Source organism: Micromonospora sp. NPDC000121 (assembly GCF_042899165.1).
In the GTDB taxonomy this organism is placed as follows: domain Bacteria; phylum Actinomycetota; class Actinomycetes; order Mycobacteriales; family Micromonosporaceae; genus Micromonospora.
Window position 1 is genome coordinate 60342 of the sequence record NZ_JBIAZP010000005.1, and the last position, 18877, is coordinate 79218.

At 75.3% G+C, this 18877-nt stretch carries 18 protein-coding genes and 1 pseudogene; 8 read left to right on the forward strand and 11 right to left on the reverse strand.

Annotation, left to right across the window (positions count from 1 at the left end):
* Positions 1–69: 69 nt before the first annotated feature.
* Entirely contained in the window at positions 70–990 is a 921-nt protein-coding gene (locus ACFY23_RS16265; RefSeq protein WP_350819092.1) for a DNA-3-methyladenine glycosylase 2 family protein, read from the forward strand.
* Between the two features lie 116 nt (positions 991–1106).
* Here the strand turns inward: ACFY23_RS16265 and ACFY23_RS16270 are convergent, their stop codons facing one another.
* The 4 genes and pseudogenes from ACFY23_RS16270 to ACFY23_RS16285 form a co-directional block, all read right to left on the reverse strand.
* Positions 1107–1640, reverse strand: coding sequence for a DUF1990 domain-containing protein (locus ACFY23_RS16270; protein WP_350683779.1), 534 nt, complete (start codon positions 1638–1640; stop codon positions 1107–1109).
* Between the two features lie 18 nt (positions 1641–1658).
* Positions 1659–2081, reverse strand: coding sequence for an SRPBCC family protein (locus ACFY23_RS16275; protein ID WP_350683780.1), 423 nt, complete (start codon positions 2079–2081; stop codon positions 1659–1661).
* 140 nt (positions 2082–2221) lie between these two features.
* Complete coding sequence (locus ACFY23_RS16280; protein ID WP_350683793.1) at positions 2222–2434, reverse strand: hypothetical protein; 213 nt, start codon at positions 2432–2434, stop codon at positions 2222–2224.
* 294 nt (positions 2435–2728) lie between these two features.
* Positions 2729–3793, reverse strand: a pseudogene (locus tag ACFY23_RS16285) (RNA-guided endonuclease InsQ/TnpB family protein); the annotation flags it as partial.
* Positions 3794–3876: 83 nt separating this feature from the next.
* Between ACFY23_RS16285 and ACFY23_RS16290 the strand changes: the two are divergent.
* The gene (locus ACFY23_RS16290; RefSeq protein ID WP_350683781.1) at positions 3877–4989 is read left to right on the forward strand and encodes an ATP-dependent DNA ligase; all 1113 of its coding nucleotides are present in this window, start codon (positions 3877–3879) and stop codon (positions 4987–4989) included.
* Between the two features lie 34 nt (positions 4990–5023).
* A complete protein-coding gene (locus tag ACFY23_RS16295; protein WP_387037035.1) occupies positions 5024–6607 on the forward strand; it encodes an alpha/beta hydrolase in 1584 nt (527 codons plus the stop codon).
* Here ACFY23_RS16295 and ACFY23_RS16300 read toward each other — a convergent pair.
* On the reverse strand, positions 6534–7046 hold the full coding sequence (locus ACFY23_RS16300) for a potassium channel family protein (RefSeq protein WP_350683783.1): 513 nt from the start codon (positions 7044–7046) through the stop codon (positions 6534–6536). The two genes, ACFY23_RS16295 and ACFY23_RS16300, sit on opposite strands and share 74 nt — an antisense overlap.
* 74 nt (positions 7047–7120) lie before the next feature.
* On the opposite strand from ACFY23_RS16300, the gene ACFY23_RS16305 reads away from it, so the two are divergent.
* Together ACFY23_RS16305 and ACFY23_RS16310 are read left to right on the forward strand one after the other, a co-directional pair.
* A complete protein-coding gene (locus tag ACFY23_RS16305) occupies positions 7121–7573 on the forward strand; it encodes a GNAT family N-acetyltransferase (RefSeq protein WP_350683785.1) in 453 nt (150 codons plus the stop codon).
* A 164-nt stretch (positions 7574–7737) separates the two neighbouring features.
* Positions 7738–8274, forward strand: coding sequence for a hypothetical protein (locus ACFY23_RS16310; protein ID WP_350683787.1), 537 nt, complete (start codon positions 7738–7740; stop codon positions 8272–8274).
* A 120-nt stretch (positions 8275–8394) separates the two neighbouring features.
* Here the strand turns inward: ACFY23_RS16310 and ACFY23_RS16315 are convergent, their stop codons facing one another.
* The 4 genes from ACFY23_RS16315 to ACFY23_RS16330 form a co-directional block, all read right to left on the reverse strand.
* Positions 8395–9111, reverse strand: coding sequence for an ABC transporter ATP-binding protein (locus ACFY23_RS16315; protein WP_350683797.1), 717 nt, complete (start codon positions 9109–9111; stop codon positions 8395–8397).
* 88 nt (positions 9112–9199) lie between these two features.
* Positions 9200–10198 carry an ATP-binding cassette domain-containing protein gene (locus tag ACFY23_RS16320; protein ID WP_350683789.1) on the reverse strand — a complete coding sequence of 333 codons (999 nt, stop codon included), beginning with the start codon at positions 10196–10198 and terminating at the stop codon, positions 9200–9202.
* Position 10199: 1 nt separating this feature from the next.
* Complete coding sequence (locus tag ACFY23_RS16325) at positions 10200–12905, reverse strand: FtsX-like permease family protein (RefSeq protein WP_350819094.1); 2706 nt, start codon at positions 12903–12905, stop codon at positions 10200–10202.
* 40 nt (positions 12906–12945) lie between these two features.
* Entirely contained in the window at positions 12946–16140 is a 3195-nt protein-coding gene (locus ACFY23_RS16330) for an ABC transporter permease (protein ID WP_350685199.1), read from the reverse strand.
* A gap of 159 nt (positions 16141–16299) precedes the next feature.
* Between ACFY23_RS16330 and ACFY23_RS16335 the strand changes: the two genes are divergently transcribed.
* Positions 16300–16593, forward strand: coding sequence for a hypothetical protein (locus ACFY23_RS16335; protein ID WP_350685198.1), 294 nt, complete (start codon positions 16300–16302; stop codon positions 16591–16593).
* A gap of 78 nt (positions 16594–16671) precedes the next feature.
* Here the strand turns inward: ACFY23_RS16335 and ligD are convergent, their stop codons facing one another.
* Positions 16672–17697 carry a non-homologous end-joining DNA ligase gene (gene ligD, locus ACFY23_RS16340; protein WP_350685197.1) on the reverse strand — a complete coding sequence of 342 codons (1026 nt, stop codon included), beginning with the start codon at positions 17695–17697 and terminating at the stop codon, positions 16672–16674.
* A gap of 47 nt (positions 17698–17744) precedes the next feature.
* Here ligD and msrB point away from each other — a divergent pair, with 47 nt between their 5' ends.
* On the forward strand, positions 17745–18158 hold the full coding sequence (msrB, locus tag ACFY23_RS16345; protein WP_350685196.1) for a peptide-methionine (R)-S-oxide reductase MsrB: 414 nt from the start codon (positions 17745–17747) through the stop codon (positions 18156–18158).
* 19 nt (positions 18159–18177) lie between these two features.
* On the opposite strand, the gene ACFY23_RS16350 is transcribed toward msrB, so the two are convergent.
* Positions 18178–18453 carry an isoamylase early set domain-containing protein gene (locus ACFY23_RS16350; protein WP_350685195.1) on the reverse strand — a complete coding sequence of 92 codons (276 nt, stop codon included), beginning with the start codon at positions 18451–18453 and terminating at the stop codon, positions 18178–18180.
* Positions 18454–18610: 157 nt separating this feature from the next.
* Between ACFY23_RS16350 and ACFY23_RS16355 the strand changes: the two genes are divergently transcribed.
* Positions 18611–18871, forward strand: a complete 261-nt coding sequence (locus ACFY23_RS16355) for a Prokaryotic metallothionein (protein ID WP_350685194.1) — start codon at positions 18611–18613, stop codon at positions 18869–18871.
* The last annotated feature ends 6 nt before the right edge of the window (positions 18872–18877 follow it).

Consider the following 18877-nt stretch of genomic DNA (forward strand, 5'->3'; position numbering starts at 1 on the left):
CCATCTCTCCCGCAGGCCCGAAAGGGCATCGGGCGCGAGGTCGCCACACCGAGGTGACAGAGTGGGGTGGTGACCGAGACCGAACCCGGCGCGCGCCGGGTGCTGCGCCCACCGGCCGACTACCGGCTGGCCGCGTCGGTCCGGGCGCTGACCTTCAGCGCGTACGACCCCTGCGCGCGCGTCGCGGCGGGCACCTTCTGGTGGGCCACCCGCACCCCCGACGGGCCGGCCACCCTCGCCCTGCGGCCGGCCGGCGGCGACCTGCTCGCCGAGGGCTACGGCCCGGGCGCCGACTGGGTGGTGGAGCGGGCGGACGCGGTCGCGGGGCTGCGCGACGACCTCAGCGGGTTCGCGGAACTCGCCGCCGGGCACCCCGTGGTGGCGCGGCTGGCGGCCCAGCACCGGGGGCAGCGGATGCCCGCCACCGGTCAGGTCTTCCCCCGGCTGTTCCGGGCGGTCCTCGAGCAGAAGGTGACCGGCAAGGAGGCGTACCGGGCGTACGCCGCGACGGTGCGGCACTTCCGCGAGCCGGCGCCCGGGCCGATGCAGCCGCTGCTGCTGCCGCCGGAGCCGGCGGCGATCGCCGCGACGCCCTACTGGGCCTTCCACCCGTTCGGGGTGGAGCAGCGCCGGGCCGACACGCTGCGCCGCGCCGCCGCCGTCGCCGACCGGTTGGAGCGCTGCGCCGACTCCGCCGAGGCCACCCGCCGGCTCACCGCCATCGCCGGCATCGGGCCGTGGACCGCCGCCGAGGTGGTCCGGGTGGCGTACGGGGACCCGGACGCGGTCAGCGTCGGCGACTTCCACGTGCCGAACACGGTGGCCTGGGCGCTCGCGGGCGAGCCGCGCGGCGACGACGCCCGGATGCTGGCGCTGCTGGAGCCGTTCCGGGGGCACCGGGGACGGGTCTGCGTGCTGCTGGAGGCGGGGGGCGTCCAGGCCCCGAAGTACGGCCCCCGGATGCCGATCCGCTCCTTCGCCCGGTTCTGACCGGCCGCCCCCGCCGCGCCGGTCCGGGCGGCGGGGCCGTCACCCGCCACGCCGCCGCTGGCCCGTCCGCTGCCGTCCGTCGGCCGCCGCCCGCGACGGCGCGGACGGGTGCGCGGTCAGGGGCGGGCGCAGAGGCGGCGCAGGGTGCGGCCGAGCCACCAGGCGTACGCGTGCTGGAAGGCCCGCCCGGCCGGCCCGGCCGCGCGCATCACCCAGCGGTCCGGGCGGCTGAAGGCGACCACCTCGAACCAGACGCGGCCGGCGGCGTCGCGGCTGACCACGAACGCCTCCTCGCCGCTGGCCGGGTGCCCGGGCAGCGTGCCGTACCCGAAGCCGACCCGCCGGTCGTCGTCGACGGCCCAGACCACCTCGCAGGGCGCGGCCAGCCGCAGCGGGCCGACGCCCAGCCGGGAGACCACCCGCACCCCGGGCGCGGCGCGGTCGGCCGCCGCGTCGATCCGGATGCCGGCCGCCCGGTGCAGGCGCCAGCCGAGCACCGCCGACCCGGCGGCGGCGAAGCAGGAGTCGGGCAGCCGCACCCGGTGCCGCACGTGCCGCCAGCCGGGCGGCAGTTCCCCGGCGCGGGTGGCGCCGACGTGCGGATAGGTCAGTGCCGGCACGGCGCGCACCCCCAGGGCTCGACGGGACACCGCCAGCGTAGGCCGTGGTCAGTCCCGTTCGCAGCGACGCCTGAGGCCGTCGGCCTCCAGCCGCAGGTAGCGGCGCATCAGGTCGCCGTAGAGCCAGCCGACCGGACCGGCCAGCGGCCCGGACTGGGCGAGCACCAGCTCGACCCGGCTGCGCCCGTCGGCCAGCGGCAGCACCCGGTGCTCGGCCAGGGTGCGCACGCCGGGGCCGCGCGACACCCAGGCGAAGGAGCGCCCCTCGGTCAGCTCGGTGACCCGCCAGACGGCCGGCCGCAGCTTCGGCTGCTCCAGCCCGGCGGTGGCGCCCACCGCGAGCGGCCCCGGTTCCCCCCGCCACGCCCGGCGCACCGAGGGCGTCCACTCCGGCCACCGCTCGACGTCGACCAGCACCGCCCAGACCCGCCCGGGCTCGGCGGCCACCTCCGTACCGGCCTCGAACCGCATCGCGCCTCCTCCCCGGGCGGCGCCCCGCGCGCCGCGCCCGCCGGTGACGACGCTGCCCGCCCGATCGTCACCGCGGCATCCGCCGGCCGGTCGGTCGTCGCCGGTCCGGCCGGCCACCGCCGGCTGCGGGCGCCGCCGGGTCAGGCGGCCTCGCGCAGGTCGGCCAGCCCCAGGGGGGTACGCCGGCGCAGCAGCTCCTCCAGCTCCGCCACCGAGCCGACCTCACCGATCACGTCCTTGCCCCCGCCGAAGCGGGCGGGGTAGCGGCGCACGAGCCGGTAGCGGTAGCGGCCCCGGATCAGCTCCACGCTCACCCGCCATCGCCCGCAGCACCCGCAGACCCACTCAGACACCCCGCGAAAGTAGCTCTGAGCTGGGGTTTTCCGATTCACCCGGGCAGGGACGAGGGGCGCGCGGGGGGACACGCCGCCCGCCGCCCGGCCGTGATATGCCTCACGACTGTCGGTGTCGTCTGGTTGACTTGTCGCCTTGACATCCTCCCGGCCCTGAGGGGCCGGGATTCCCCCGGTCACCCGAGAGAGTTCCTGGTTCATTGCAGACCGCACGGAAGGAGGTCCCCCGTGTCTTACGTCCGCTCCGCAGGCGTTTCGGGTCTCCGCCAGTCCGGCGGCGACAACGAGATTCTTGGCCGCGTTGATGTCCCTGTCGTGCGGGGTGCGGCAGGTGGGGCAGGTCCAGTGGCGGGTGCCGAGAGACAGCGCGGCAAGCAGGTGTCCGCACGCCGAGCAGGTCTTGCTGGACGGGTACCAGCGGTCCACGACAGCGAAGGTGCGGCCGTCGCGGTGCGCCTTGTAGGCGAGTATCTGGCGGAACTCGGCCCAGCCGGTGCGGAAGATGGCCCTGGCGAGACTGCGGTTGCGGACCATGTTGGCCACGGCCAAGTCCTCAACGGCGATGGCGTCGAACCGGCGTACCAGCGTGGTGCTGGTCTTGTGGAGGAAGTCCCGGCGGGCGTCGCGGACCTTCGAGTGGGCGCGGGCCACTTTTCGCTTGGCCTTGGCCCGGTTGGCGGAGCCGCGCTTCTTGCGGGCCATCATCCGTTGGTAGCGCTTCAACCGGCGTTCCCGACGCTCCATGTGCCTCGGGTGGGCGATGCGCTCACTGGTGGACAACACGGCGAAGTCGGTCAGGCCGAGGTCCACGCCCACGACCTCGCCGGTGGGCTGGGGTGCGGCGGGCGCGGCGACGTCGACGGCGAAAGTCACGAACCAGCGGCCGTCCGGGTCTCGGGACACGGTCACCATGCTCGGGTCCAGCGTGGTCGCGTCGATGTCCGGCCACGACCACACGAACGCCAGCGCGCCCGGCGTCTTCCCCAGCGACAGCGTCCCGTCGCGCATGCGGAATGCCGAGCGGGTGTAGGAGGCCGACTGGCGGCCGTGCCGGGACTTGTACCGCGGATACCGGGCCCGCTTCTGGAAAGAGGCGGTCATGGCGTTGTGCTGGTGCCGCAGAGTCTGCTGCAACGGCACCGAGCTGACCTCGTTGAGGAACGCCAGGTTCGGCTGCTTCTTCATCTCCGTCAACGCCCGGTCCGTCTCGGCGTACGAGGTGGGCTTTCCAGTGTGGTAGCGGGTATGCCGGGCGGCGAGGGTGCTGTTCCAGACGACGCGCACGCAGCCGAACGTGCGGTTCAACACGCTGGCCTGCTCAGGTGTCGGGTATGCCCGGCACCTGTACGCCGTCCTCACATACCAAGGAATGAGATCATGACTAACAATGGAGCTGTCATCCCTCCCCGCCTTCGAGGACGGGGCATCCTGGCGGTGATCCCGTGAAACTGCCGATCAATCCACCGGTCGAGCCGATGCTGGCCAAGAGCGTCCCGCGGATCCCCACCGCGTCCGGGATGACGTACGAGCCGAAGTGGGACGGCTTCCGGTGCATCGTGTTCCGCGACGGCGACGAGGTGGAGCTGTCCAGCCGGGGCGGCAAGTCGATGACCCGCTATTTCCCCGAGGTGGTCGAGCAGGCCCGTCGCCAGCTGCCCGAGCGGTGCGCGGTCGACGGCGAGCTGATCGTGATCCGGCGGGACGGCCCCGGCGGGAAGCCCCGGCTCGACTTCGAGCTGCTGGCCCAGCGCGTCCACCCGGCCGCCTCCCGGGTGAAGCTGCTGGCCGAAACCACGCCGGCCGACTTCGTCGCCTTCGACCTGCTCCTCCTCGACGACGAGACGCTGCTCGGCCAGCCCTACCCGCAGCGGCGGGCCCGGCTGGAGGCGGCCCTGGCCGGGGTGCGCCCGCCGGTGCACGTCACCCAGGTCACCACCGACGTCGACACCGCCCACCGCTGGTTCGACGTCTTCGAGGGCGCCGGCCTGGACGGCCTGATCGCCAAGCCGGCCGACCTGCCCTACGAGCCGGGCAAGCGGCTCATGTTCAAGGTCAAGCACGCCCGCACCGCCGACGTGGTGGTGGCCGGGTTCCGGTGGCACAAGTCGGGGCCGGTGGTCGGCTCGCTCCTGCTCGGGCTCTACGACGACGCGGGCGTCCTGCACCACGTCGGGGTGAGCGCCTCGTTCACCATGGCCCGCCGCGCCGAGCTGCTGGAGGAGCTGGAGCCCTACCGGGAGGTCGGCGCCGACCACCCGTGGGTGCACGGCGACCACGAGCGCGGCCAGCGCCTGCCCGGCGGGGTGAGCCGCTGGACCGGCACCCGCAACCTCGAGTGGGAGCCGCTGCGCCCCGAGCTGGTGGTCGAGGTCGGCTACGACGCGATGGAGGGCGACAGGTTCCGGCACACCGCCCGGTTCGTCCGCTGGCGGCCCGACCGCGAGCCCCGCTCCTGCCGCTACGACCAGCTCGACCGGCCGGTCCGGTTCGATGTGGACCAGGTGCTCCGCGGCGACCCGGCGGTGACCGTGGGCTCCGCCGCGCGCCCGGCGTAGCCTGGCCGTCGACATCGATCACGGAGGCCCGCTCGTGACCCGCACGTCCGCCCGGATCCGCCGGTTCCGGCTCACCCTGGCCGGCCTGGCCGCCGCCGCGCTGCTCGCCGCCGGCTGCACCCTGCCGGCGTTCGCGCCCCGCACGGACGTCGAGGGCCAGGCCGCCGAGCCGGGTGCCGCGCCGACCTGGCGGCCCTGCCCGGAGGTGGCCGAGGAGCTGGCCGGGCGGAGCGCGCCGGACATGCGCTACGAGTGCGCGCGGATCAAGGTGCCGCGCAACTGGGGCATGGAGGGCGCGGCCGGCACCGGCCCGGGCGCCCGGCAGACCTTCGAGATCGCGCTGCTGCGCGCCCGGTCGACGAAGCAACGCGAGCGGATCGGCTCGCTGGTGGTCAACCCGGGCGGGCCGGGCGGCTCCGGGGTGGACACGGCGGTCTACCTCTCCTTCGGGCCGGCGTTCGGCGGCCTGCCCGCCTCGATCACCGACCGGTTCGACATCGTCGGCTTCGACCCGCGCGGGGTGTCCCGCTCCAGCCCGGTGGAGTGCATCTCCGACGCCGACCTGGACGCGAGCTTCGGCTACGACCCCGACCCGCGCAGCCAGGAGTCCTTCGACGGATTCGTCGCGCTCAACCAGCGGATCGGGCGCGGCTGCGGCGACCGCTACGGCGACCAGCTGCCGCTCTACGGCACCGAGCAGGCCGCCCGGGACATGAACGCGGTCCGCGCCGCCGTCGGCGACGACAAGTTGACCTACCTCGGCTACTCCTACGGCACCCTGCTCGGCGCCACCTACGCGCAGCTCTACCCCGAGCAGGTCCGGGCGATGGTGCTCGACGGCGCGATCGACCCGAAGCAGGGTCTGGTCGCCGGTTCGGAGAGCCAGGCCAAGGGCTTCGAGCGGGCCTTCGACAACTTCACCCGGTGGTGCGCCGCCAACGCCGGCCGCTGCCCGATCGCCCCGGACGCCCGCGCCGTGGTCACCTCGGCGATCGACAAGGCCCGGGTGTCCCCGGTGCGCGGGGACGACGGCCGGGAGGCCACCGCGGGCTGGGTCTTCTACGCGATCATCTCCTCGCTCTACACCGAGCAGGGGTGGCAGGAGCTGGCCCGCGCCTTCGACGAGCTGGAGGGCGGCGACCCGACGGAGGTGTTCCGCCTCGCCGACGCGTACGCCGACCGGGACTCCGACGGGCACTACTCGAACCTGTTCGACGCCAACCTGGCCGTCAACTGCGCCGACGAGGAGGAGAAGCCGACCCGGGAGCAGATCCGCCAGTACCAGTCGCAGTGGCGGGCTAAGTACCCGCTGTTCGGCCCGTCGCTGGCCGTCAGCATGCTCTCCTGCACCGAGTGGCCGGGCGGGCGCGACCCGTACCCGACGGGCCGGGCCGACGGGGCGCCGCCGATCCTGGTGGTGGGCACCACCGGCGACCCGGCTACGCCCTACGAGCAGACCGGCGAGCTGGCCGAGATGCTCGGCGTCGGCCGGGTGCTCACCTGGGAGGGCGAGGGGCACACGGCCTACCCGCAGACCTCGTGCATCACGGAGGCGGTCGACGCCTACTTGATCGACCTGACCGTGCCCAGAGAGGGGCTGCGCTGCCCGGCCCGTTGACCGGCCGCTCCGGCGGCAGGTCGGGCAGCTCGATGCCCTGCCGGGCGGCGATCTCCTCCAGCAGCGCCCGCATCCGCCGGACGTCGGCCTTGAGTTCCTCCTGCTCGTCGTGCTCGAAGGCGTCGTCGTCGACGATCAGCTGGCTGGCGAAGTGCGCGGTGATCAACGGGATGACCAGCAGTACCATGGTCGAGATGAGCAGCGCGGCGAGCGTGCGGCCCTGCCAGCTGACCGGCGAGATGTCGCCGTACCCGACGGTGGACGCGGTCACCACCGCCCACCAGACCGCGTCCGCCGCCGTTCGGTTCTCCACCTGGCCGTAGATGATGCCGGCCACCACGATCATCAGCAGGTAGGAGATGATCAGCGTTCGGGGCGAGTTGGCGAACCAGACCAGCGCCCGGTAGATCCACCGGAACGGCAGCAGCAGGACGTCCATGAAGCACCATGCTGCCCGGTGCCGGCAAGCGCCGCCCCCGCATCGCCCCACATCGCTGTGCCACGCTGGGCGGCATGAGCGACGTGATCTTCCGGGAGGCGGTCCGCGCCGACCTGCCCGCCGTGCTGGCCCTGCTCGCCGACGACGTGCTCGGGAAGTCCCGGGACTTCCCAGAGGTCGACGACGCGTACGAGAAGGCGTTCGCGGACATCGACGCAGACCCGCGCAACCAGCTCGTCGTGGCCGACGCGGACGGGGAGGTGGTCGGCTGCATGCAGCTCACCTACATCCCCGGGCTCGGCCGGCACGGCGCGGAGCGGCAGCTCGTCGAGGCCGTCCGCGTCCGTTCGGACCTGCGCGGGCGGGGCCTCGGCCGGCAGATGATGACCTGGGCCGTCGACCAGGCGCGGCAGCGGGGCTGCGCCCTGGTCCAGCTCACCACCGACAAGACCCGCCACGACGCCCACCGCTTCTACGTGAGCCTCGGCTTCACCCCCAGCCACGAGGGCATGAAGCTCCCGCTCTGACCTCGGGCCCGGCCCGCCGGCCCCCGCCTTCCGCGATCCGCACGGTGAACCGGGACGGCGGGACGCTCCCCCGCGTCGGGGAGTCGGTTCACCCACCGGCGGGGTGTCGGGCCGTCCTCGGCCGGCGAGGCTGGAGCGGCAGCCGCCGAGGAACGGAGTCCGTCATGAGCACCGCCATCGCCCCCGCCCCGTCGGGTCACGTCCGGGACGGACGATCGGCACCGCGGTGGGCGGTGCGGACCGCCCACCTGATTCCCCTGGTCACCCTCCCGTCGGGGCTGTGGCGCGTCGCGCTGGTGGCCGGCGTCCCGATCGGCGCGTTCGCGAACGGCGAGCCGGTCCGGGTCGGCGGTTGGGAGGCCGTCTACATCCTGTCGCTGAGTGTGGTCCAGGAGGCGCTGGCGCTGCTCTCGATCGGACTCGTCCGGCAGTGGGGCGAGACCTTCCCACGCTGGCTGCCGCTGGTCGGCGGCCGGCCGGTGCCGCCGCCGTTCGCCGAGACCGCGGCCACCGCGGGCGGCGTCGCGCTCATTCTGATCTGGGGGTACGCCGCGATTGGCGGGCTCCCGCGCGGCGGCGAGTTCGGCTTCTCCCCTGGCGGGATGGCGTTGCTGTTGGCCTGCTACACCCCGCTGCTGCTCTGGGGTCCGCTGCTGCTCGCGCTCACCGTGGCCTACCACCGGCGTCGCTGCCGGGACTGAGTGCGAACCGCGCTCGACGAGCCGGCCACCGGCCTCGACCCGCGCAGCCCGGGCACCTCGTTCGCCCTGGTCGCCCGCGCCCGGGGGTCCGCACCGCACGTCGGTGCGGACCCGCCCCGGTCAGCCGTCGACCAGGCGGCCGTCGCGGAGGGTGAGGACGCGGTCGGCGAGGTCGATCAGGGCCGGGTCGTGGGTGGCGACCAGCGCGGTCATGCCCCGCGCGTGCACGACCGCCCGGATCAGGTCCATGATCGAGCGGCCGGTCTCCGAGTCGAGCTGGCCGGTGGGCTCGTCGGCGATCAGCAGGTCGGGCTCGTTGGCCAGGGCCCGGGCCACCGCCACCCGCTGCTGCTGCCCGCCCGACAACTCGTACGGCCGCTGCGCGGCGTGCCCGCCCAGGCCGACCAGCTCCAGCAGCACCGCCACCCGCTCCTCCCGCTCGGCCGCCGGCACCCGCGCCAGCCGCAGCGGCACGCCGACGTTCTCGGCGGCGGAGAGGATCGGCACCAGCCCGAAGGTCTGGAACACAAAGCCGACGGTGCCCCGGCGCAGCTCCAGCAGTTCCCGCTCGCCGGCGCCGGTCACGTCGTGCCCCGCCACCACCACCCGGCCCGAGTCGGGCCGGTCCAGCCCACCGACCAGGTTCAGCAGGGTGGTCTTGCCCGCCCCGGAGCGGCCCCGCACGGCGACCAGTTCCCCCCGCCCGGCGGAGAACGACACCTCCCGCACGGCGTGCACCGCGTGCTCACCGCGGCCGAACGTGCGGCTGACCTCCGCCACCCGGACCACCTCGTCGGCGACCGCGACCGCCACCCGCTCCGGCCGCCCGTCCGTCATCACGTCCCGCTCGCTCATGATCCCGCTCCGCTGCGCTCGGCGCGGCCGACCGGCTCGGCCACGCGGTACCGACTGATTCCAGGCCCGCTCACCGCGTCGCCTCCCGCTCGTCCCGCGCCCGGTCGCCCGGCCGCACCTCCACGTGGTCCGGCTCCAGGTTGAGCCGCACCCGGTCCCGCAGCGACAGGGCGTCGACGAAGGACGCCGGCAGCTGCATCCGGCCGCTGCGGTCGAGCACGGCGTACTCCTCGCTGACCAACTCGGTGCTGCCGTCCGCGCCGATCCGCGCGGTCCGGCGTACCTCCGAGGCGGTCCGGCCGTCGCGGATCGCGACGGTCCGGCGGACCTGGTCGGCCACGGCGTGGTCGTGGGTGACCACCACGATGGTGACGCCGAGTTCGGCGTTGATGGTGCGCAGCGCCCCGAAGACCTCGGCACCGGTCGCCTCGTCCAGCTCACCGGTCGGCTCGTCGGCGAAGAGCACCTCGGGGTCGTTGGCCACCGCCACCGCCACCGCGCAGCGCTGCTGCTCGCCACCGCTGAGCTGCCCGGGCCGCCGGTCGGCGCAGTAGCCCACGCCGACCATGTCGAGCAGCTCCCGGGCCCGCTCGCGGTGCGCCCGCCGGCCGCCCCGCCGCCCGGCGAGCCGCATCGGCAGCTCGACGTTCTCCAGCGCGGTCAGGTACGGCAGCAGGTTGCGGCCGGTCTGCTGCCAGACGAACCCGACCATGTCGCGCCGGTAGCTCAGCCGCCGCCGCGCGGACAGGTTGAGCAGGTCGTAGTCCCCCACCCGGGCGATGCCGGCGGTGGGGGTGTCCAACCCGGAGAGGATGTTCAGCAGGGTCGACTTGCCGGAGCCGGAGGCGCCGACGATCGCCACCAGCTCGCCCCGGTCGATGACCAGGTCGAGCCCCTGCAGGGCGACCACCTCCACCCCCTCGGTCTTGAAGATCCGGACCAGGCCGTCGCAGACGATGTGCCCGCGCAGCAGGTCCCGGCCACCGGCCCGCTCCGCCGCACGCTCGGCGGCCCGCTGTTGCAGGGCGGCCAGGTCCGGCACGGCGGTGGTATCCGCGGTAGCGGTCATGTCAGCTCTCCTCTCCGAGCCGGAGCACCTCGCCGAGGCGCATCCGGCGGTTGTTCAGGGCCTCGACGGCGACCGCGAAGCCGAGGGCGACCGCCCCCAACGCGACGACCCCCGCCGCCAGGCCGGGCTCGAACGCCACCCGGACCGCCACGCCGTCGGTGAAGGCGGACAGGCCGAGTACCGGGGTGAGCAGCAGCGGCAACACCGTGCCGACCAGCGCGCCGGTCACCACCGAGACGCCCACCAGCGGAGCCAGTTCCACCACCAGCAGCCCGCGCCACTGCCGCCGGGACAGGCCGAGGGTGCGCAGCCGGGACAACACCTGACCGCGCTCCCGGGCGCCGGCGAGCACCGTGAAGGCGATCGCGAGCAGGCCGAGCGCCGTTCCGCCGGCCGCGCCGGCGAGGAAACCGAAGGCGAGCACCCCGTTCGCGCCGCCCTCGCCCACCTGCCGGCGGGTCTCCGCGAAGGTCAGCACCTCCACGCCGCGCGGGCGCTCCCCACCGGCAACCGTCCCGCCCGTCTGGAAGCGGGACTGTCCCGCGTCGCCGGCCCGGCGCAGCGCCTCGACCTCCAGCCCGTCGCCGACGACCAGGAAGCCGGTCGGCACGGCGGCGTAGTCGCGGCGGGGCAACGACTGCCACGGCAGGATGACGAACCGGCTGCTGTCCCCGCGCAGCAGCGGGAAGCTCTCCACCCGCTCGGCGACCCGGAACTCGTACCGCTGGCCCTGGGCGCTGACGAAGACGGAGCCGTCCAGCCCGGCGGCGGCCAGCTCGGCGGCGACCGTCGGGGAGACCACCGCGGGCAGCGGCCCGGCTTCCCCGGTGGCGGTGCGCAGCGCCGCGGGCACCGTCACGTCGACGTCGGCCTCCCGGACCATCCGGGCCAGGGCGGGACCGTCGACCATGAGCACGGTCACCCCGCCGAGGCGGGCGTCGGTGCCGGCCGCGTCCTTCGCCAGGCGCTGGCCCGCCTCCTGCAGCACGGGGCTCGCGGCGCGTACCCCGGGCAGCCGCTCCAGCTCGGCGCCCGTGTCCGGGGCGATCCGGTCCCCGAGGATCAGGGCGTCGCCGGGGACCACCCGGCTGGCGGCCCGGTCCCGGCTCGCCTCGATCCCGGCGGCCGTCACCGCGCAGAACGCCGCGGTCGCGATGGCCAGCACGACGACCACCAGCGGCACGGCGACGACCGACCGTCCGGCCCGCGCGGTGCCCAGGAAGGCCACGCTGCCCCGGGCCCGGGCGGCGAGCCGGCTGACCAGCCGCAACGGCCACGGGTACAGCCGCATCGCCACCACCGCCGCGGCGACGGCCAGCAGCACCGGCACCGACACCAGCAGCGGGTCGACCTCGCCGGGGGTGAGGCCGCGGCGCCGCAGCAGCACCACCGCGAGACCCGCGAGGACCAGCAGGCCCGCCTCCATCGTGAGCCGACGCGCGGAGGGGCGCACCCGGATCAGGTCGCGCCGCCCGGTGCCGCCGGTGGACGCGGCGAGGGTGGCCACCGGCAGCGTCGCCGCCACCAGGACGGTCGCGGCGACGCCGAGCCACCAGGTCTCGCCGGGGGCCCCGGGGGCGAGGCCGCCGGCCAGCCACCCGAGCGCGGCGGCGGGCAACACCACCAGCAGCGCCTCGGCCAGGCTCCGGCCCGCGCCCGCGGCGGCCGACCCGCCCCGGGCGCGCAGCAGGGTGAACTCCGCCCGGCGCCGGCGCGCCAGCAGCCCGGCGGCCAGCACCACGAGCCCGGTCAGGGTGGCCAGCACGCCCGCGGCGATCACCCCGAGCACCGTCCGGGCGCTGTCCACCTCGGCGGAGAACTCCCGCAGCGGGATGTCCACCCCCTGGACGAAGTTGCGGCCGGACGCCTCCCGGGTCATCTGCTGGAGGCCGCCGATCACCTGGTCCAGCTCGCGGACGTCCATGGCGTCGGCGCCCAGCCGGTAGCGCCAGCTGAACGCCAGCGGCCAGCCGGCGGCGGCCTGGCGGTCCAGCACGGCGCCGTCGACGACCCCGACGGCGATGAAGGGTTCGGCGTCCCCCACCGGCTCGACGATCCGCAGCAGCGGCGGCAGGCCGTCCCAGAACCCGTCGGCGCCGTCGCGGGCCTGGAAGAGACCGACCACGGCGACCCGGACCGGGGGCAGGGGTTCGGGCATTTCCGGTGGGGTGAGGGTGAGCCGACTGCCGAGCCGCAGGTTCAGCTTGCGGGCGACGTCCACGGCCAGCGCCACCTGCACCGGCTGGTCCTCCGGCGCGTCGGCCGGCCAGCGCCCCTCGACCAGCGTGCCGGCCTCCTCGATCCCGGGAACGGTCCGCAGGCCGAGGTCGACCAGGAGGTTCTTCGCCGCCAGGTCCGGGCCGCGCACCCGCCTGGCCGCGGTCTCCGCGGTGAACCACCGCTGTTCGACCAACCCCCGCACGACCGGCGGCATCTCGGCTTCCAGCGTCGCCAGGTCGCCCTGGCGCGCGGCCACCGGGGCGTAGCCGTCGCTCTTCGCGAGGAGCGGCCCGGTCGAGTACGTCACGTCCCGCTGCTGCGGCGGCACGGCACCCAGGTGGGCCCGCAGGCCCTGCTCGGCGTGTGCGTTGACGATCCGGGGCACGCCGCTGATCAGCAGCGTGGCGACCAGCGTCAGCGCCGCGAGGAGCAGGAACTGCCCCCCGTACGCCCGCACCCGGCGGGCGACCTCTGCGATGCTCACCACGCCCCGTCTCCGCTCCTGGTCGTCCCTACGTTCCACCCGGTCACCGGTCTCCCCCGATCCGCAGCTGCGCCACGGCCACCCGCTGCCGGATGCCGAGGGCGATGAACGCGCTGAAGGCGAGTGCCGCCAGCAGCAGGCCGAGCGCGGTCAGGCCGATGGGCAGCCAGGGCAGCACGAAGGCGGCCTCCGGCACCGGCCGGCCGGCGGACGGCGTGAGGATGACCAACGGCGCCATGGTCGCGCCGACCGCGGCGCCCAGCAGCAGGCCGACGCCGACGCCGATCCCGGCCAGGAAGGTCTGCTCGGCCAGCAGCGCGCGGGCCAGCAGCCGAGGGCTGGCGCCGAGCGTGTTCAGCACGGCGAACTCCCCCAGCCGGTGCCGGGCGGTCGCCCAGACGTCGACCATCAGGCCGACCAGGGCCAGCAGCACCGAGCCGAGCGCGGCGGCGAGCAGCCCGGTGCGGGCCCCCTGCCAGTACGGGTCGCCGGCGGCCCGCTCGGCCACCTCCCGCCGGTCGAGCAGCATGGTGCCGGTCACCTCGGCCGCCGCGCGGACCGCCTCGGCGTGCCCGCCGCCCCCGGTGCTCAACCACCACTCCGCGACCGGCCGGACGGCGCCCCGGTCCCGGATCAGCCAGTCCGTCGCCGCCGGCAGGTCCAGCAGCACGCCCTCGCCGGCCGTGGACGGCACCTTGTCCAGCTCGCCGACCAGCGTGACCGGCACCGTCGCGCCGGACAGCACGAGGTTGACCGTGTCACCGACCCGCAGGCTCAGCGCGTCGCGCACCGCCGGGGTCATCAGCGCGGGTATCGGCCGGTTCTCGCCGGCCGGCACCACGACGAAGCGGCTCGGCGGCTGGAACGCGAACCGGCCGCCCGCCAGGTACTCGACCTCCCGCTCGGCGGTCAGCCCGGTGGCGGTGACCGCCGCGCCGACCGGTTGGTCCTGGCCGTTGGCGGCCACCCATCCGCCGGCCAGCGACGCCGGCCGGGCCGCGCCGTCGGCGCCGACCAGCCGCAGGTCCGACACCTCCAGGCGGTACGCCCGCCCGCGCGCGTCCCCGCCGTCGACCTCGAACCCGGCCAGCCGCACGGTGCCCGCCCCGTCGGGGATGGCGACGGTGAACGGCACCGGCCGTCCGTCGCTGCCGCTGCTGCCCGCCGGAAGCCGGAAGGACAGCCCGTCCGCCCGAGTCAGCAGCACCCAGAGACCGATCTGGTGCGACGTCACGGCGTCCCGCACGGGCGTCCGCACCGTGCCGGCGAGGGAGCGGGTGCCGGCGGGCAGGTCCAGGCCGGCCGGCGCGCCGCGCGCCCGGGTCAGCCGGTCCAGCAGCGCCGGCACCGGCTCGTCGGCCAGTCGCTCGTTGAGCCGCAGCACGCCGGTCGCGCCCGCGGCGTCGAGGCTCACCACCGTCGTCGGCAGGTCGGCACGGCCGAGGCGGATCTCGTCCCGCCAGGCCGGCAACGCCTCGGCGACGCCGGGCAGCGCGCCGAGTTGGCCGGCCCGGCCGTCGGGCGCCACGCCGGTGCGCTCGACCACCCGCAGGTCGGCGCCGACGGTGTGGTCGGCCTGGTCGGCCTGCGACCGCTCCCCCGTCGTCACCAGCGACCAGGCCAGGGTGCTGCCGCCCACGGCGAGGGCGAGCAGCAGCACGGGGCCGGCGTGCGGGCGCCGCCCGGCCTGCCACATGCCGAAGATGGTGGCGGTCCACGGCCTGCGGTCGACGAACCGCTCGGCGAACCGGGTCGCGGGCGGCAGCAGCCGCAGCGCCACGACCGCGCCCGCGAGCACGCCCAGCGTCGGCGCGGCGACCAGCAGCGGGTCCACGCCGAGCCGGCCGGCCGCCCCGGTGACCGGCGACGAGTACTGGCGCAGCTGGGTCCAGGCCAGCACCGCGAAGCCGACCAGCACCAGATCGAGGCTGGCCCGTTGGACGGTCGCGGCGCGGGTGGGACGGGACCGGGCGGCCATGTCGGCGACGTACGTGCCGGCCCCGCGCAGCGTCGGGACGACCATCGCCACCAGGCAGCCCGCGGCGGTGGCGGCCGCGGCGGCCCAGACCAGCGTCGTGTTGCCGGTCGAGAGCGCCAGCGGAGACCCGCCGCCGGTGCCCACGTGCCGCAGCGCCTCGCTCGCGATCAGCGGCCCCAGCACGCCGGCGGGCAGGACGACCAGGCTCGCCTCCCGGGCCGCCAGGCCGGCCAGTTGCCGCCGCGCGGCGCCCCGCGCCCGGAGCAGGGCGTTCTGGCCCCGCCGGTCCTCGTGCAGCAGGGCGGAAACCAGCACCAGCGCGTACCCGCCGAGGACCACGATCAGCAGCAGCGGGGTGGCCAGCGAGGAGCGGCCGACCAGGTCGGCCCGGACGACGCGGTCGAGCAGCCGGTCGATCGCGGTGACGGTCTGGGCCGAGGAGCCCAGCCCGGCCGCCTCGGGCACCTCGGCGACGGCGGCGGTCAGCGCCTGCCGCACGTCGAGCAGTCGGCCGGCGCGGGCCACCGCCGTGAGGTCCGGCTCGACCACCCAGGACGCCGACACCGCACCCGGGTAGGTCGCGACGAAGTCGGCCCGGTCCAGCACGAACGGCCCGTACGAGGTGTCGGGGCCCGCCGCGCTGCCGGCGCCCACGCCGGGGGCCAGCCGCCAGTACGGGTCGGCCGCGTCGCGCGGGCGCCACGTCCCGACGAGCACCATCTCGCTGGTCCGTTCGGACCTGCGGTCCAGCATCGGCACCCGGTCGCCGGTGGACATCCCGAGGGCGCCGGCGACCTTCTCCGGCAGCGTCACCTGCACCGGGGACGCCCCGGGGGTGGGCCACGCGCCGCTGCTCAACTCCGCGTGGCGGGGCAGGTCGTCGAGGGTCGCGAGGCTGGCGAAGACCGGGTCGTCGCCCTCCCGTACCACGGGGCCGAGGTCGCCGGTCAGCTCACGGCCATCGCCGTAGCGGGCGCCGTCGACGGTGACCGGCGCGCCGCCGAGACGGGCGGCGAAGCCGTCGCGGACCGCCCGGTCCCGGGCGGCGTACTCGGTCGCGTCCCGGCCGGCCGCACCGCTGACCAGGAGGCTGCGCTCCTCGAAGGACGCCCCGGTGAGCAGGGCGCGTTGGCCGGCCTCGACGGCCCGGCGGTTGTAGTCGGAGAGGCCGGTGACCAACGCGACCGCCACCAGGGCCGCGACCACCGCCGCGAGCAGCAGCCCGCGTGCCTCCTGGGCCCGCCTCCACACCAGCTTCATCCGATGCCCTCCCCTGGCCCGGAGTCGGGCCGACGATCAGGGAGAGGGGTGACGGTCCGGGAAAGGTTCGCGCCCGTTACATGATCGTTACCCGATCGACGGCGGCCACCGCCGGGGCGCGGGACGGAAGGGGTGGCGGCCCTGTGCTTCCATCGCCGGATGGAGATCGTTCTCATCGTGCTCGTGGTCGCCGTCGTCGCGCTGCTCGCCGCCCAGGTGCCGGGCAGGGCTGAGCAGGCGCGGACCGCGTACCGGCTCGCCGAGATCGAGCGCCGGCTCACGCTGGTGATGGACCACCTGGGCGTGGTGGACACCGCGCCCGTGCCGCCGAGGGTCCGGGAGCACCTGGCCCGGGGCGACAAGATCAAGGCGATCGCCGCGTACCGGGAGGCGACCGGCGCGGACCTGCGCTCGGCCAAGGAGGCCGTGGAGGCGTACGCCGGACGGCGGTGACGCCCGCGCCGTCCCCGCCCACCGGCGCGACGGTGCGCCACCCCCGCCGGGGTGCCGTGGCGGCGGCGGGCGGGCCGGTCAGCGGGGGCGGTCGCGGTCCTTGGAGGGCTGCACCCGCTTCGGCTCGCCGGGCATCTTCGGGTGGTCCGGCGGGTACGGCATGTCGCCCTGCCCGGCGGCGGCGTCCCGGTCGGCCCACTCCAGCAACGGGGTGATGTCCCACCCCGCGTCGTCGATGCCGGCGTGCGGGTCGCCGCGCTCGGCCAGCCGGGCCGGGACGGTACGCAGGTCGAAGTCGTCCGGGTCGACGTCGGGCAGCTCGTCCCAGGTGACCGGGGTGGAGACGGTGGCCCGGGCGTTGGCCCGCAGCGAGTACGCGCAGGCGATCGTGCGGTCCCGGGCCATCTGGTTGTAGTCGACGAAGACGCGGGTGCCCCGCTGCTCCTTCCACCAGGCGGTGGTGACCAGCTCCGGCCGGCGCCGCTCCAGCTCGCGCGCCAGCGCGATGGTGGCCCGACGCACCTCGGTGAACGTCCAGCGTGGCGCGATCCGCAGGTAGACGTGCACGCCGCGACCGCCGGAGGTCTTCGGCCAGCCGGTGGCGCCCAGCTCGTCGAGGATGGCGCGCAGCTCGCCGGCGGCCGTGGCCGCGTCGGCGAAGTCGGTGCCGGGCTGCGGGTCGAGGTCGACGCGCAGCTCGTCGGGGCGGTCGACGTCGGCGGCGCGCACCGGCCACGGGTGGAGCACGATCGTGCCCATCTGGGCAGCCCAGGCCACGTGGGCGAGGTCGGCCGGGCAGAGCTCCGCCGCGCTGCGGCCGCTGGGGAAGCTGATGGTGGCCGTCTGCACCCACGGCGGCACGCCCCGGGTCGGCACCCGCTTCTGGAAGAACATCTCCCCCTCGACACCCTCGGGGAAGCGCTGCAACGTGGTGGGACGGTCGCGCAGGGCACGCATGATGCCGTCGCCCACCGCGACGTAGTAGTGGAAGACGTCGGCCTTGGTGAAGCCGCGCTGCGGGAAGATGACCCGCTCCGGGCTGGTCAGCCGTACGGTGTGCCCGGCCAGCTCGATCTCTTCGGCCGCGGCCTTCGTGCCACCCATTGCGCGACCATATGCCACACCCCCGACGTCCGGCGTACCGTTGGCGGGTGAGTCTTGACGAGAGCGAACTGCCCCGCACCGAGGAAGAGTGGCGGGTCCGGCTCAGCCCCGAGGAGTTCCGGGTGCTGCGGGAGGCCGGCACCGAGCGCCCGTGGACCGGCGAGTACGTCGACACGAAGACGCCGGGGATCTACCGCTGCCGGGCCTGCGGCGCGGAACTCTTCCCGAGCGACACGAAGTTCGACTCGCACTGCGGTTGGCCCAGCTTCGACGACGCCATCCCGGGCGCGGTCAAGGAGATCGAGGACCGCAGCCTGGGGATGAGCCGCACCGAGATCCGCTGCGCCCGGTGCGACAGCCACCTCGGCCACGTGTTCCGGGGCGAGGGCTTCACCCCGAAGGACACCCGGCACTGCGTCAACTCGGTCTCCATCCGGCTGGAGCCGCGCGCCGACGCCTGAGCCCGGACGCTCCGACCGGTCAGAGCAGCAGCAGGCTGCCCCGCTCGTCGATGCGGTCGGCGGAGTCGTCGTCCAGCCACACGCCCCCGCTGGCGAGGTAGCGGAAGCGGTACTCGCCCGGGCCGAGCCGCACGGTGACGGTACGGGTGCCGTCGCGGCGCGGGACCAGCTCGTGCCGCCCCGGCTCCCAGCCGTTGAAGCAGCCGACCACGCTGACGGCGCCGGGCGGGGTGTCGCGGGGCAGGCTGAACGTGACCCGGGTCTGGTTGCCGAAGAGCTTGTTCCGCTTGATCATGTCGGGTTCCTCCGGTCGTGCGCGGTCACCCGGTACAACGGCCGACACGCCGGGGGCGACACGCCGCCGAACCGGACCGGCTCGGCCGTTTCGGCCGCCGGACCCGCCCGCGTACCGCAGGCTTGGGGAAAACGTGCCTATTTCGGGGGGTAATGTCGTGGCAACCTGCGAGGTCTGCGGTAACGACTACTGGATGGCGTTCGAGGTGCGGACCGTCAGCGGCGACGTGCACACCTTCGACTGCTTCGAGTGTGCCGTGCACAAGATGGCGCCCATCTGCGAGCACTGCCAGATCAAGATCGTCGGGCACGGGGTGGAGGTGTCCGGCCGGTTCTTCTGCTGCGCGCACTGCGCCCGCTCGGAGGAGGGCGCCCAGGGTGCCGAGATCCGCGACGCGGTCGGCGCCCGCCCGGCGTGACGCGCG

What these genes read in the sequence shown, in the direction of transcription:
- ACFY23_RS16310 (WP_350683787.1), top strand. Translation starts at nt 7,738, where the DNA reads ATGAGCACCGCCATCGCCCCCGCCCCGTCGGGTCACGTCCGGGACGGA.
- ACFY23_RS16330 (WP_350685199.1), bottom strand. Translation starts at nt 16,140, where the DNA reads ATGAAGCTGGTGTGGAGGCGGGCCCAGGAGGCACGCGGGCTGCTGCTC.
- ACFY23_RS16275 (WP_350683780.1), bottom strand. Translation starts at nt 2,081, where the DNA reads ATGCGGTTCGAGGCCGGTACGGAGGTGGCCGCCGAGCCCGGGCGGGTC.
- ACFY23_RS16305 (WP_350683785.1), top strand. Translation starts at nt 7,121, where the DNA reads ATGAGCGACGTGATCTTCCGGGAGGCGGTCCGCGCCGACCTGCCCGCC.
- ligD (WP_350685197.1), bottom strand. Translation starts at nt 17,697, where the DNA reads ATGGGTGGCACGAAGGCCGCGGCCGAAGAGATCGAGCTGGCCGGGCAC.
- ACFY23_RS16320 (WP_350683789.1), bottom strand. Translation starts at nt 10,198, where the DNA reads ATGACCGCTACCGCGGATACCACCGCCGTGCCGGACCTGGCCGCCCTG.
- ACFY23_RS16315 (WP_350683797.1), bottom strand. Translation starts at nt 9,111, where the DNA reads ATGACGGACGGGCGGCCGGAGCGGGTGGCGGTCGCGGTCGCCGACGAG.
- ACFY23_RS16335 (WP_350685198.1), top strand. Translation starts at nt 16,300, where the DNA reads ATGGAGATCGTTCTCATCGTGCTCGTGGTCGCCGTCGTCGCGCTGCTC.
- ACFY23_RS16300 (WP_350683783.1), bottom strand. Translation starts at nt 7,046, where the DNA reads ATGGACGTCCTGCTGCTGCCGTTCCGGTGGATCTACCGGGCGCTGGTC.
- ACFY23_RS16350 (WP_350685195.1), bottom strand. Translation starts at nt 18,453, where the DNA reads ATGATCAAGCGGAACAAGCTCTTCGGCAACCAGACCCGGGTCACGTTC.